15 protein-coding genes and 1 pseudogene are annotated in these 13,383 nt (G+C 46.6%); 6 read left to right on the top strand and 10 right to left on the bottom strand.

The window, feature by feature from the left end; all coding sequences use genetic code 11:
- The first annotated feature begins 41 nt into the window (after positions 1-41).
- The 3 genes and pseudogenes from EFE42_RS00915 (at position 42) to purH (ending at position 2,670) form a co-directional block, all read left to right on the top strand.
- Entirely contained in the window at positions 42-494 is a 453-nt protein-coding gene (locus EFE42_RS00915; protein WP_233564673.1) for a threonyl-tRNA synthetase editing domain-containing protein, read from the top strand.
- A gap of 20 nt (positions 495-514) precedes the next feature.
- A pseudogene (locus EFE42_RS00910) lies at positions 515-966 on the top strand (class I SAM-dependent methyltransferase).
- Between the two features lie 87 nt (positions 967-1,053).
- The gene (gene purH, locus EFE42_RS00905) at positions 1,054-2,670 is read left to right on the top strand and encodes a bifunctional phosphoribosylaminoimidazolecarboxamide formyltransferase/IMP cyclohydrolase (RefSeq protein WP_123135462.1); all 1,617 of its coding nucleotides are present in this window, start codon (positions 1,054-1,056) and stop codon (positions 2,668-2,670) included.
- A 5-nt stretch (positions 2,671-2,675) separates the two neighbouring features.
- On the opposite strand, the gene EFE42_RS00900 is transcribed toward purH, so the two are convergent.
- From EFE42_RS00900 to EFE42_RS00865, 8 genes are read right to left on the bottom strand one after another with little or no spacing between them, the layout of a single operon-like run.
- Positions 2,676-3,512 (bottom strand): bifunctional 2-polyprenyl-6-hydroxyphenol methylase/3-demethylubiquinol 3-O-methyltransferase UbiG, encoded by an 837-nt coding sequence (locus tag EFE42_RS00900; RefSeq protein ID WP_123135461.1) that lies wholly within the window; start codon positions 3,510-3,512, stop codon positions 2,676-2,678.
- A gap of 39 nt (positions 3,513-3,551) precedes the next feature.
- Positions 3,552-3,971: a rhodanese-like domain-containing protein gene (locus tag EFE42_RS00895; RefSeq protein ID WP_123135460.1), complete on the bottom strand. Its 420-nt coding sequence runs from the start codon at positions 3,969-3,971 to the stop codon at positions 3,552-3,554.
- A gap of 3 nt (positions 3,972-3,974) precedes the next feature.
- Positions 3,975-4,181 (bottom strand): DUF2769 domain-containing protein, encoded by a 207-nt coding sequence (locus EFE42_RS10860; protein WP_255419044.1) that lies wholly within the window; start codon positions 4,179-4,181, stop codon positions 3,975-3,977.
- 39 nt (positions 4,182-4,220) lie between these two features.
- The gene (locus EFE42_RS00885; protein ID WP_123135459.1) at positions 4,221-4,904 is read right to left on the bottom strand and encodes a fibrillarin-like rRNA/tRNA 2'-O-methyltransferase; all 684 of its coding nucleotides are present in this window, start codon (positions 4,902-4,904) and stop codon (positions 4,221-4,223) included.
- Positions 4,901-5,848 (bottom strand): NOP5/NOP56 family protein, encoded by a 948-nt coding sequence (locus EFE42_RS00880; protein ID WP_233564684.1) that lies wholly within the window; start codon positions 5,846-5,848, stop codon positions 4,901-4,903. The genes EFE42_RS00885 and EFE42_RS00880 overlap by 4 nt, the downstream gene beginning before the upstream one ends.
- Before the next feature lie 8 nt (positions 5,849-5,856).
- Complete coding sequence (locus tag EFE42_RS00875; RefSeq protein ID WP_123135457.1) at positions 5,857-6,816, bottom strand: beta-ribofuranosylaminobenzene 5'-phosphate synthase; 960 nt, start codon at positions 6,814-6,816, stop codon at positions 5,857-5,859.
- A gap of 38 nt (positions 6,817-6,854) precedes the next feature.
- Positions 6,855-9,056: an ATP-dependent DNA helicase gene (locus EFE42_RS00870; protein WP_123135456.1), complete on the bottom strand. Its 2,202-nt coding sequence runs from the start codon at positions 9,054-9,056 to the stop codon at positions 6,855-6,857.
- 55 nt (positions 9,057-9,111) lie between these two features.
- Positions 9,112-9,666 carry a type IV pilin gene (locus EFE42_RS00865; protein ID WP_158599152.1) on the bottom strand — a complete coding sequence of 185 codons (555 nt, stop codon included), beginning with the start codon at positions 9,664-9,666 and terminating at the stop codon, positions 9,112-9,114.
- A 222-nt stretch (positions 9,667-9,888) separates the two neighbouring features.
- On the opposite strand from EFE42_RS00865, the gene EFE42_RS00860 reads away from it, so the two are divergent.
- From EFE42_RS00860 to EFE42_RS10855, 3 genes are all read left to right on the top strand, one after another.
- Entirely contained in the window at positions 9,889-10,065 is a 177-nt protein-coding gene (locus EFE42_RS00860; RefSeq protein ID WP_123135454.1) for a 4Fe-4S binding protein, read from the top strand.
- 512 nt (positions 10,066-10,577) lie between these two features.
- Positions 10,578-11,282, top strand: a complete 705-nt coding sequence (gene pyrH / locus EFE42_RS00855) for a UMP kinase (RefSeq protein ID WP_123135453.1) — start codon at positions 10,578-10,580, stop codon at positions 11,280-11,282.
- 125 nt (positions 11,283-11,407) lie between these two features.
- Positions 11,408-11,536: a hypothetical protein gene (locus EFE42_RS10855; protein WP_255419038.1), complete on the top strand. Its 129-nt coding sequence runs from the start codon at positions 11,408-11,410 to the stop codon at positions 11,534-11,536.
- Between the two features lie 3 nt (positions 11,537-11,539).
- Here EFE42_RS10855 and EFE42_RS00850 read toward each other — a convergent pair whose 3' ends face one another.
- Positions 11,540-12,535 (bottom strand): isocitrate/isopropylmalate dehydrogenase family protein, encoded by a 996-nt coding sequence (locus EFE42_RS00850; RefSeq protein ID WP_123135452.1) that lies wholly within the window; start codon positions 12,533-12,535, stop codon positions 11,540-11,542.
- Entirely contained in the window at positions 12,532-13,380 is an 849-nt protein-coding gene (locus EFE42_RS00845; RefSeq protein ID WP_123135451.1) for a hypothetical protein, read from the bottom strand. Before EFE42_RS00845 ends, EFE42_RS00850 begins: the two co-directional genes overlap by 4 nt.
- Between the last annotated feature and the right edge of the window lie 3 nt (positions 13,381-13,383).

Raw genomic sequence — 13,383 nt, 5'->3', positions numbered from 1 at the left:
CAATCTTTCCCTGTGGAGTAAAACGATTATCTTCTGTAACCATGTTGACAGGACAGATGCCCCAACACTTTTTACTATTTGATACCGAATATTTTTGGTTTGACACTTTTAGTAAGACCCTAGAAAACGTAGAAGACATAAAAGAAGAAGAAAAAATAGAAACTACTGCAGTTGTTTTCATACATGTTGAATTAGAGGACGAAGAGAAAAAAAACAAGATAATAAAAAATCCTGTGAAAAATTTTAAGTGGTACCTTAATAAAGTGAATAAAGAAGGAATCATTTTGCATTCTTTTGCACATCTCTCATCAAGTACATCTTCCCCTGAATTCGCATCGCAAATTATTTCTGAAATTAAAGAAAAATTGGAAAATAAGGGAATAGAGGTCCATACAACACCCTTTGGCTACTTTTCTGAATTTTCTATCCATGTTCGTGGCGAATCTCTTGCAAAATTTTCAAAGAGATTTAAGAAACACCAAGATATATTGTAAGCAGATTCTGGACTGGAAAAATGAAAATAAAAGAATGCGGAATGCCCGATGAAAATGTATGGGAAGGGTTTTTTAGAGCAGATGAGGTCCTTGAAAAACTGGGTTTGAACGATAAAATTGCGGATGTAGCCGATTTTGGTTGTGGTTACGGAACCTTTACAATTCCAGCTGCAAAGATAATAAAGGGGAAAGTCTACGCCATCGATATAGAGCCAGAAATGATAGAGATTACAGAACAGAAGGCAAAAGTGGAAAATTTGAGCAATATTGAATCAGTGCTTCGTGATTTTGTATCAGACGGCAGCGGTCTTGAAGACAAAAGTGTAGATTATATTATTCTATCCAATATTTTAATGTGGAAGAGCCAGAAAAATGCATAGAATGGGCTATATCCTCAGGGTTCAAAAGTCCCCTGACATATGACCTTAAACCATACCATTATGGAATTGTCCTTAGTAAAGGGAAAATATGAGATTGACTCCCCAATAGTAAAAAGAGCACAAAAAAGACAAACCAGAACCTTTATTAGTAATATCTTACAACCTGACTTGGTGATTTTTTGGTAAAAAGGGCATTGCTGAGCGTTTCTGACAAAACGGGAATAGTGGATTTTGCACGCGGGCTCAAACAACTTGATGTAGAGATCATTTCAACCGGAGGCACGGCACGTATGCTCCGGGATGCAGGAATAGAAACAATTGACGTATCAGAGATCACCGGATTTCCCGAGATGATGGGAGGCAGGGTAAAGACACTCCACCCAAAGATACACGGTGGCCTGCTTTGCCTGCGGGAAAATCCGGAACACGTCAGCGACGCTGAAGACCTTTCCATCGAACTTATCGACATGGTGGTCGTAAACCTCTATCCCTTCGAGATAACGATATCCAGGGATGGAGTTAATCTGGAGGAAGCCATCGAGAACATTGATATCGGCGGCCCCTCCATGCTCAGGTCAGCTGCCAAGAACTACAAATCTGTTACAGTGTTGAGTGACCCGCAAGATTACGGACATATCCTCAAAGAACTGCGCTCAAGCGGAGCAATCTCACAGGAAACCCGGGAAAAAATGGCAGTCAAGGCGTTCCGCCATACTGCAAACTATGACAGTACAATTGATACATACTTAAGTCGCACCTTACTGGGAGAAGATACCCTGCGGCTTAATTTCACAAATGGAACCACCCTGCGCTATGGGGAGAACTGGCACCAGGATGCAATGTTCTTCCCCCAGCCGGAAATAGAGGGGCCGTCCCTGTCAAACTGCCATCAGCTGCACGGCAAGGAACTCTCCTACAATAATTATGTTGATGGGGACAACGCCCTCCAGACCGTTAAGGAATTGGGGCACGAAAAACCTGCAGTATGTATCGTCAAACACAATAATCCCTGTGGTTTGGCAACCGGCAACACACTCCTGCAGGCCCTGAAAGCTGCATGGGACGGTGATCCGATATCCGCCTTTGGAAGTATCATATGCACCAATGTCCCGATGGATCTCGAATCTGCCAAATTCCTCAAGGGCAAGTTCGTAGAGATCATTATCGCTCCGAGATTCAAACACGATGCACTGGAGTTCCTCAAGAATAAGAGCAAGAATTTGCGCCTGCTGGAGCTGCCTTCACTCAACGAATCCTTTGATGCAGAATTTACCTACAAGTATATTGCAGGCGGAATGCTCAAGCAGTCCCGCAATATCGGATTGTACGATAAATGGGAATGCGTCACTGACACCGAGTATCCCAAAGAAAAAAAGAGCCTGTCCGAATTCTGTATTGCAGCCTGCAAATGCACCAAATCCAATGCTGTAAATCTGTCCTGGGAATATGAGGATGGATGCTACATGATGCTGGCTATGGGAGCCGGTCAGCCCAACCGGGTGGATTCCATTCGCAAACTCTGTGCCACCAAAGCCCGGGAGAACCTGAAAGAAATCTATGACAGGGAACAGCCTGAAATGGACTTTGAGGAGTACTGCAAGAGTATCTTTGCAGAATCTGTCCTGGCCTCCGATGCTTTCTTCCCCTTCGATGACAGCATCATCCATGCCGCCGAGAACAATATCAAATATATTATCTCCCCTGGTGGCTCCATCCGGGACAACGAAGTTATAGACACCGCCAACCGGCTGGGAGTCTCACTGGTATTTACCGGAATGAGGCACTTTTTGCATTGAAAAAATCAGTGGGAATTATCCCACGACATTTTTACCCTTGACGAGCGACCCACCTGGACCAGCTCGTCCCCTTCTTTTTCCAGTATTTGTTCCAGATGGGAGCGCAGTATCTGTTCCTGCTGCTTATTGCCAATCTTGTAATGAGGTTTGTAGTGCTCCACCGCCTCATCCAGGGAAGAAAAACGGGTTTCATGTGTCAACTCAAAATTTTCCATGTCCGGATAGATCCCCATGCTATAGAGCACATTATAGAGCACATCACATTTGGGAGAGGGATGATATTGTCTGCCATGCAACTGCGGCCAGATACGTGAATAATTCTTATCCCAGGAGGTCGGGCCTGCAAACCAGTAGATGTAAACTTTGCCATTGCTTACCTGCTGGATCTTTTCAATAGCCTCCCTGATATTGGGGACATGCAAAGCATAGGACGCTACAATCACATCATAAGGAGAATCCAGTTCTTCAACGGCTACATCCTCCCAGGTTTTCTGGATACATGTCACATTGTCAAGATTGTAATGTTCGATATTTTCCTTCAGGACTGCTGTCATGCCGTCAGCAGGCTCCACTGCAGTTACATGGGACACCCTTTGCGCCAGGGGAATTGCCATTGAACCCGGACCGGCACCGATGTCCAGTATCCGGGAATCGCTGTCATGCTGGATGTCCTTGAGGGTTTTTTCCAGCCGTTTACCACTTTTGCGGGAGGATTGCCAGAAACGTCTGGCATTTTCATAGGTTCCCCAGCGATCCGGCTGTTGAACCTGTTCATCTGCCTCGTTATGCAATTTCATCTGCTCGATCCAGATTTCTCCCCAGTCAATCTCATCATACAACATGTATGTAAAAAGGAGAGAATAAGTAAAAAAGATTGGGTTTTATTCCTCGTAAGGGTAGCCGCCAGAACGCCATTCATTAAAACCGGCTTCCATATTATACACATCACAGTAACCCGCATCCAAAAGGATATTCGAGGCGGTTACACTCCGTCTGCCACTGCGACAGTAGACAAGAATCGCAGTCTCCGAAGGTACCTCGTCCAACCGACCTTCAAGTTCAGAAACAGGGATCAGGTGGGAATCCTCCAGATGGCCGTTATCATATTCGGATTGGGTGCGTACATCCAGGATGAAAATATCCCCTGTCTCAATCATATTGAATGCCTCTGCTGCAGAAACATCGGAAAACTCACATTTTTCAGTTTGTGGTGTGGTGTTGTCAGCCTCCTGCTGTACACATCCGGCCAGAGTCAGAGTTCCCAGTACACAAATTAACACAATTATTGTATTTTTGTTCATAATTCATTCCCGCCTGCAAAAATAATCCCCTTCAAGCGCAAACTGATGATAGACATAACAGTCCTTACACCTGCAGCCCTGCCGGGCCTCACCGGATACAGGACCCCGTGCACAGAACATATAACCTTCACCCGGATAGGACGAACAATTCTTGCATAAACAGGCCCTGGAATGATGATACGATGGACAGACACCGAAATATTTGCCCAGCCCCTATCTCAATTCCTCCTGATCTGCCACGTGCAAACCTCATTCAGTCTTTTTTACAACTACGCCGAGATGATCGATATGGAACGGTGCAAGTTTCTGTTTCTTGACAAGTTCCAATTTTGAATTATCTTGCTCCAGTAATGTTATGAGCTGCTGTTTAAAAACAGTATCGGGTTTTGCAGTTGAATCCACACTCCGGGCCTTGATGCTCATCAACAGGTAACCGCCGGGTTTGAGGAAGTGCTGCACATTGGACAGGGCAATGGATGCCTGGTCCGGCTGGGCGACATCCTGAAAGATAACATCAACAGGCTCCACAACATTTGCATAGGATTGCGGTTTGGAAGCATCGGCAAGCAGAGGGATTATATTTGGCCTTTCTTCACAGATAGGCAACATGTCCCGCATTGTACGGGGGGAGAATTCCACTGCATAGACCACTCCCTGATGCACAATATCCGAAACATGACTGACAGTGGTACCTGTGGCCGAGCCCAGGTAAAGCACCTTTGAAGTGGTTGTGAAGGGCGAAGGAAGTTTTTTGAGCAGCATTGCCGCAAGTTTACTTCTTTTGGGCTCCCAGATACGGTACTCTGCCTGTTCAACCTGCACCAGGCGTTCCCCGTACACTTGCGAGCCGGGAGAAAGATTTCTGGTGGCAAGGAATCTTTTCTTGCCCTGCTGTAGCGTGAAAATGTATTCATGGAAGGTTTTGACCTTCATTTGCTCCCCCCCTTGATGGACCGGACCTTACGATCCAGTTTTTCTTTAATTGTGGGATTCAACTGACCGGAAAAAGCATCCACCCTGCTTGCGATACTCAGGCTTGAAGCAAGAGCACGGGCCATTTTGCCCCGGATTTTGGGATGGGAATTCTTGATCAGTGGATGATTGAAAATAATACCGTGTTTGGGAGAAGAAGCCTTGCCTCTGAGATGTTTGAATAATGCCTGGTTTGCACCCATCACCTGAATGGTACTTGACGGCATCCGGGAGAGAGATTGCAACCCCCCGGCCATACTGATCAATCGAGCACCCAGATTGGCTCCTGCGACCTCATCCAGATTGGGAGCGAGTTGCTTCATGTTTTTGTGAATATAGGCTTCTATCACATGCCGCCTCTCATACAGAGAAGTGAGGTCCGCTGCAAAAGCCTTTATGATAGCTCCGTCCTCTGCGTCCATTTCCATACCCACCGACGAACGGGCAGCCTCATGGAACTGCGAATCCTGCTGTAAATCCTGCCTGAGCCCGTTTTCGGCTACGAATTTGGCCAGATTTTCGGTTAGCATGCCTGCTTCGGGGAAATGTTCGCCGTACCATATGCCCAATCTCTCAGCAAGCAGGTTGGCCGCTTCATCAATATCATCCAGTGCTTCCACAGCATGGATAATTCGCAAATCCGGAGAATAGGAATTCTTTATCTTAAGCCGCGTGGCTGCAATACAGGTTTGCTGCAACAGGGAATAATATTCAGTTTCCCCTGCTGCAAAACCGCATTCAATGGCATTTTGAACCGGATCAAAACGTGCCGGCGGGATTTGTTTGGGATCTGCCTGAAAGACAAGCAATCTTTCTGCCAGCTGCTGCACATCCTGACTACATGGCCTGCAGTCAGCCACACTTCCATCTTCATTGATTTCAATATCTGCAAACCAGGTTTTCACATTCAAGGTTAATCCATCCTGATATCCGCACCGGTATTATTGGGAGTTGTAAGTAAAACCTTACCCCCTATATTCTCATCCAGGAAGTTTTGCATTTCCCGGACAATACGTTTCCCCTGATTTTCATTCTCAACAAAACCACATATTGCAGGCCCAAAGGAACTCATCCCGACACCATGGGTGCCGGCAAGTCTCATCTGTTCAATTACATCCCGCACCTGCTGGCTCTGCAGGGAGATCTCTTGTTTTTTGAAGCCCAGCGTCTGCAGGCTGTCAAGTGCACTGCCGAAATTCTCAATATCATTTTCAATAACCGCCGGAATCATCTGCATCAGAACGATGTGGGAGATCGCCTGTACATCCTCCAGGGGTACAGGACAGACCTGCCTGAAAATATCCACTTCCTGGGCATCATGCGCTCCCTGCCTGTCAGGAAGAGCCAGCACTATGGGCCAGTCCGGAAAATCATGCCTGAAAACTATCGGAGCGGGCGGTGCCGGACTGGCAGAGGAGGGAGAAAAGGCGCCTTTATCAGAGAAACGATGTCCGCAATCCACAAGGAAACCTCCTTCCTCAAAAGCCGCCACACCAATGCCGGAAGTACCACCCCTGCCCACTTTTTGGGCCAGCTGTCTGACCGAAAGGCCCAGTTCGAAGAGCTCGTTGATCGCAGCCGCAGTACACAAAGCCACCTGTGTGCCCGAACCCAGACCTACATGGGCAGGCATATCCTCATCAAGATAGATATTGATCCCTTCTCCTTCAGGCAGCAGGGCAGAAATCGCAGCTTGCACTTTGTCGTATAATAATGAGCTGCCGTTAATCTCCACATGATCATTTTTTTCAGCGGTAAGATGAATGTGGGGATATTGCAGACTAACCCCCACTCCTCCATCAACCCGGCCCAGGGAAGCATTGAGATCGATCAGGGAGAGGTGCAGCCTTGAAGGGGATGTGATCTCGATCATGGTACCTTGGAACTAATTCACAATCATATATATATGTGTCAGGACAGCTCTTCCATGTCCGAAAAGAAATTGAGCAGGGAATATTTCACTTTCCCTGCTTCCACATCAAGGAATTCCTTCCTCTCATCTTCGGGAAATGAGGGGTATACCGAATATTTTCCCAGTCTTTTAGCCGAATCCGTCATGAACCTGCCATCCAGCAGTATCCTGACACCGTAATCGGCCGGTGAACGTACCACTCTGCCCATAGCCTGTCTGATCTTGCGTATCGTGGGAACCTGTACCGCATACTCCCACCCGGCACCATAACCGAATTCATGATCATAGGCAGATTCCACCGCATGCATCCTGTCATTCAGGGCCGAATAACCTACACCGACCACCACAACAACCCGACCCCGGCCATTCCTGTAATCCACTCCTTCACTGAGGGTACCCCAGAGATAGGTGAAAAGGACAGCTTTGCCTCCCTGTTCTCCAATCTGGAAGAATTGCTTGCGTATATCCTGAGCAGATACACCGGTTTCATCAAGGAACAGTTCGACACCAAGCACGCCATCGAATTTGCGGAAATGGCGTTTTGCCTCAAAAGCATTCGGGAAGAAGATGATCACATTGCCCCCGGCATTTTCAATCGTGTCCTGTAACACCTGTTCCAGTATCTGGAGGTTCTGGGGGTCGTCCCTTATACGCGAATACTGGGGAGGCACGGATACTGTGATAGTCAACCTGTGTTCTTCGGGAAAGGTCAGACCATAGACCAGATCGCATGTCTGCCGCGTGATACCCAGCGTGCTTTTGATCATATCGAAGGGACGCAGGGTTGCAGACATCAGGATTGCCGAGTAGATCGAATCCAGCAGCGGACCTGTAACGTTTTTAGGGATACAGGTGAACAATTCCAGCCTGCCGTAGATCTCCCCGCCCTGATCCCGGCGGACATTGAGTACCGGATAATAATTTTCGTTGTTGGAGAGTTTAAGATACTGGGAGAAAAATTCTGCTGTGGGTTTTAAGTGGGATCTTTTCAGGATCGGGGTCTGGCCCTGTTTGTACTGTTCATGATAGGCATTATCCAGTAGACCTCCCACTTCAGCAGCAATCCCGAGCAATTCCTGTACCTGTTTTTCCTCCCCATAACCGGTCTCTTTCATCCGCCTCATAAAACGGGCATAGACCACATCATTTCTTTCATAGGGGTCACTTATGCGTATATCATACCAGTTGCGCCCCACCCGCTGGCGTTCCCCGAACTTGAAACGGTTATCATAGGTATCCCTGACCACTTCCAGGAGGATGGAGAGTACGGCTTCCACGTCCTCAACCGGCATGGAGGTGAAAAGATCACTTTTTTCATTGGCATTGAGTTCAGCCAGGGCACTTTCAATGGTATGTTCGGCCAGAGTAATGGATGAATGGGACCTGGCAGCATTTTCTATATTATGGGCTTCATCAAATATCGCAATAATATCTTCGGGTTCTTTGTCCATCCAGCGCAGCATTGTGGAAAAAATCATATCATTGAGGACATGATGGAAATTACCTATGACAAGATCAGCATTTTTCAACTCCCGCTTGAGAAGTTCATAGCCACACATCCCGTTTTCAGCTGCGTAATCATTGACCTGTTCTGGATCGCGTACATCCTGGAAAAGCCACTTCTGGAATTTTTCATCCTCTGCCCTTAAAACCTCATACAGGGGATCACATGAACGTTTCCTCAGGGAACTTGCTTTTTCCTCGAGCTTTTCCCGTTCTTCATCAATCGCATCCCTCAGAGAAGCATGAGCTGCTTCCCCCGAGGATTTATACTCGTCCCAGGCAGCCTTTGATTCCTGTTTTTTGAGAATGATTTCCTTTTCGATCTCCATGAGATCGTAGGTATTGTCCCGCTTGGCCTCGCATTCATCATAGCCCTGTTTCAGGGGACACATGCCCATCTTACCCTTGAAAACCAGGACCTTGATATCATGTGATAGTTTAATCTGGCGGGCCTCATCTATGAACTGTAACATCTGTTGGTGGACATTCGTGGCAATGAACACGGTTTTGCCCAATTGTTTTCCCACATGCAACGACGGAACCAGAGCACTCAGGGTCTTCCCGGTCCCACAGGCTCCTTCAAAAAGCACCAGATTTTCCTCCAGCAGGGAGCGGTGAATCTTCTCCATTGCGTCCTTCTGGTTGGGATAACATTGCTCCAGGGGGAAATACTGGATATAATTGTCAGGGGTGCTCATGGCTTTCCCTAAAGCTCCTCCTATTAAAAAGATATTGGATGGGATATTATGCGTGTCAGGAAGCGGTCAGAGTTTCTTCCATGATTACTGTGTTGGTGGGCGTATGTATGATTTTAACATAAACAATATCTCCAGAATTAAGAGAAACTGCAGTATTGGAAATTCTGAACATCACATATTCCCCTGTGGACCACATGCCATCATCATCAACATCTCCCGTTCCAATAGACCCTTCTATTGAGTTATGACTATTATCGAATACATCATCACCACTTACATATTCGGAAGTTGGATTGGGGTCATCTCCTTCTATAGGAAAATTATGGAGTGTTCCCACTTTATCATTCTTATCAAATGATACAACAATTTCAATATCAGATACATCAATTGGATCTCCGCCTTCATGATACAAATATACTCTTTGATCTGTCTTCTGTACATCTGCACCCCCTTTGCGTACCAGTTCCCCGCTTGAATGAGCCACAAAAGGCGCAGGTTCCTGCATTTCAAAGGCTGTGGCAAAGAAAATCAGAGTGACTCCAAGAACAATGGTTATGGCAATCATTAACATGATGCCGACAACAGGAGAAATTGCTTTTTCATCTTTCATTCTATCATATACCCAAATTGAGAGTGTGTTTACAATATCATTGCATTCATCCAAAATAAATATGTCTGTTAAAGTAAAAAGGTTCTGCAATCTTCCTTTACTCATTCAAAGTAGGGCGAAACAAGATGTTATAAATCCTAATCGATAACTTTTTATTTTAGTTGTTCAATGATAGATTGAAGTCTATTAAGACATCAAAAATTAACAGGAGAGTCGATAGATATGGTAGCAGTAATCAATGTTGACGAATGTGTAGGTTGCGGAACATGTGTGGACGAATGTCCCTCTGAAGCAATCTCAATGAGCGATGAAAACATTGCAGTCGTAGACGCTGAAGAGTGTGTAGACTGTGGTGCATGCGTGGACGTCTGTCCAACCGAAGCAATAACAGTGGAATAATTATTCCATTTTCTCTTTACTTTTTTGAACAACTTTGCCGGGCCAATCCTATGTCTGAAGAGGGAATCTACTACATAACCACTACCTGTTCTTCAGATGCCCGGGTTTTGGGCATAGAGCGATTGTATCAGGCATACCATTTATAGAACACAGCGTAAAACCCCTGAGTCTTTAGCCCAGAGGATATAAGCGTCCTTACCCCTGATTTAATAACTTCCTTTAACTCAGAATCGATACCAGAAATACAGAAAAGTATATAGTCCATTGAATCGTACCAATACTTACGATGTTAAGGCACCCTCGGGACGAGGGGAAAGGTCTGTGGACTTGTGAACATGAGTTCAAAGGATGAAGCAGGAAGCCTCTGAGTCTTTAGCTCAGGGGTAGTTCACGAAGGTAGGAAAATGCAGCCTCAACAAATCTTTTTTACAAAAAGGCTGTATTCGTCACATCCACCTTTTGCATATAGTATATTTATATAATACTTCTGAACAATATCCGGAGGACCATTCATGCTAGTAGTAATATCAATAGGCGGATCCATTCTTGCCAGGGACCTGGATCCAGAGAGGTTCGCAAAATACGCCGACATGCTGGAAGAGCTTTCAAAAGAACATTCCGTGGTAGTCGTGACCGGTGGGGGTGTTGCCGCCCGCCAGTACATAGAAACTGCCAGGCAGGTCGGTGCTAATGAGGTCACCTGTGATTTTATAGGGATCGATGTAACCCGTCTCAACGCACAACTCCTGATAGCCGCACTTGGCAAACATGCATACCCGGAGCCTCCTTTGAATTATAAGGATGCAGAACTTGCCCTGTCCTCCGGCAAAATCATTGTAATGGGAGGGGTAATCCCGGGACAGACCACAGATACGGTATCCGCTGTACTTGCCGAGTATCTGGGAGCTGAGTTGATGGTGATTGCAACTTCTGTGGACGGCGTATATTCAAAAGATCCGACAACATCCCCAGATGCTCAAAAATTTGATGTGATGAGTCCCAAAGAACTGCTTGATGTGGTAATGTCCACCGAAATGAAAGCCGGTTCAAAATCCCCTGTCGACCCCCTGGCTGCAAAAATAATCGAGAGATGTAATATCGAAACAATCGTTATGGATGGATCCAGCGAAGGGGATATTTACAAAGTCGTAATGCAGGAAAAAATAAAGAGTGAACCTGTCGAAGGAGAACGTGTGGGTACACGGATCAAGAGCTGATTTGCCAATTTGCTGGATTATTTATAAATAATAGTATTTTACGGGCTCTGTAGAAACCTATTCTCTACCTCAAGTCAACTTATGCAGGACATGTTCACTTCATCCATGCCATTATATCTGCTCTTATGATACGGGTTGTGGACGGGGGCCACCCTCTGGCAGCAGCTACCGATTTTGTGATAATGATGTGGATTGGCGGAGGAAGCGCCGTGGTAACAGAGAAGGGAATTGCCTCCCTGCTGGGCGTGACCTGAGAATCAGCAATGGGATCGCACGTAGTGCACCAGAAATTCTGTTACTTCTGCTGTTGTAGAGTTGCCACCCAGATCAGCAGTCTTTATGTTTTCATTAATGGAAGCCTCCACCGCTTCCCTGACAATGCGGGCCTGTTCAGGTCTATCCAACCAGTCCAGCAGCATGGCCACTGAAAGTACGGCCGCAATCGGATTGGCTATACCCTTACCTGCAATATCGGGAGCACTGCCGTGTACCGGTTCAAAAAAAGCCTGTTTTTCTCCAATATTGGCACTGGGCAGCAAACCCAGACTTCCTACAAGCGCCCCGCCGAGATCACTGAGGATATCCCCGTAGAGGTTGGGAGCCACCACCACATCGTATTTTTCAGGGGAGCGCACCATATCATATGCCATGGCATCTACCAGCATGGCATCGTGAATTACATTGTGGGATTGGGCAACATCCCTGCAGGTATTGAGGAACAGGGAATCCGCCTTGATCACATTGGATTTATGAACAATGGTCAGATGATTGTCTCGTTTGGCGGCATATTCACAGGCTATTTGTGCAATCCGCTCGCAGGCCCGACGTGTGATAATACGCTTGCTCCAGGCCTCATCCGTACCCACTTCCTCGATGGAGGAATACAGGCCTTCGGTGTTTTCCCGCACCACCAGGATATCAAAATCTGTGTTGCCTGTGGCACCTTTTATTCCCTTTATGGGTTTTAAGGGCCGTATATTGGCATAGAGGTCCAGCTCCCGGCGGATGGTCAGCAGCACACTCTTGTAATTTGGATCTGCCGGTGTTGTAACCGCTCCGAACAGGATACAGTCACAATCTTTCAGGATTTCAAGATCTGTATCCGTGATTGCCTGACCGGTCTTTTCCCATTTACCGTAACCCAGTTCCAGAGGGATTTTTTCTAAGGGCAGGTCGAAGCAATCCAGTACCTGCAATGCCGCAGGAATTACCTCTTTGCCCACACCATCCCCTTCAATTACAGCCAGTTTCATGCGTAATCCTTCCTGATCCTGTCCACAAGTTCCCTGATCATGTTTGCCACATCAAATTCGCAAGCGCCCCAGTGCACGGTTGCGCCAGGATAACCATTGATGGTAACCTGACCTACATTCTCAGCCCTGCAACAGCGGGCGATGAACGGGCCCGTGGGTCTGACGATATCACTGGTGAAGGGGCAGAGACTTATAAACTCATATTCCAGACCCGGAAAGCGCGATTCGAAGAGAGAGCGGGATATTTCACAACCCACAAGTAACGAGCCGGGTTTTTCGATTATATCATTATCCAGACATTTGCCTTCAAGACCCGAGGAAGAACAGGGGAAGACCGTATCAGGACCACTGAAGCGGGTCAGATCAATCGTGTTTTCTTTGAACGTGATTGTGAGATCGCCGAATAGACCCGATGTTTCTAGCCGGCGCACCACATCGGTCAGCCAGGATGGATAGGGGGGCGCGATATCCATTATCTCAAGTTCCAGAATTGCTGAGGGTGCAGGTTCATGGACAAAAGTCACATGATTATCGATACCCGTAAAGATGACCGTGGTTATACCGTTTTTACACAATTCTGCAGCCTTTTGAATCAGGAGGGAGCGGTTCTTTATATTGAGTTTTTCAGGGAAACTGACAATGTTTGCAGGTTTTGCGATTAAGTTCACAGATTCGGCTTTACGCAGCAGGTCTTCACCGCTGTGTTCCACCTGATAGAGCCATTTGTTCCCATTACATTTCTCCACAAGCATGTAGTGGGTCAGAAAATAGATGGGTTCTTTTGAATCCTCATCCGGATGGATATGGGTTACACCCACATGCTTGTATTCTTGAGGGAATATCATGGA

Origin of the sequence: Methanohalophilus sp. RSK (assembly GCF_003722075.1) — an archaeon.
Lineage (GTDB): Archaea > Halobacteriota > Methanosarcinia > Methanosarcinales > Methanosarcinaceae > Methanohalophilus.
Note: the sequence above shows the minus strand (reverse complement) of the source record. Positions and strands in the feature narration are given on the sequence as shown.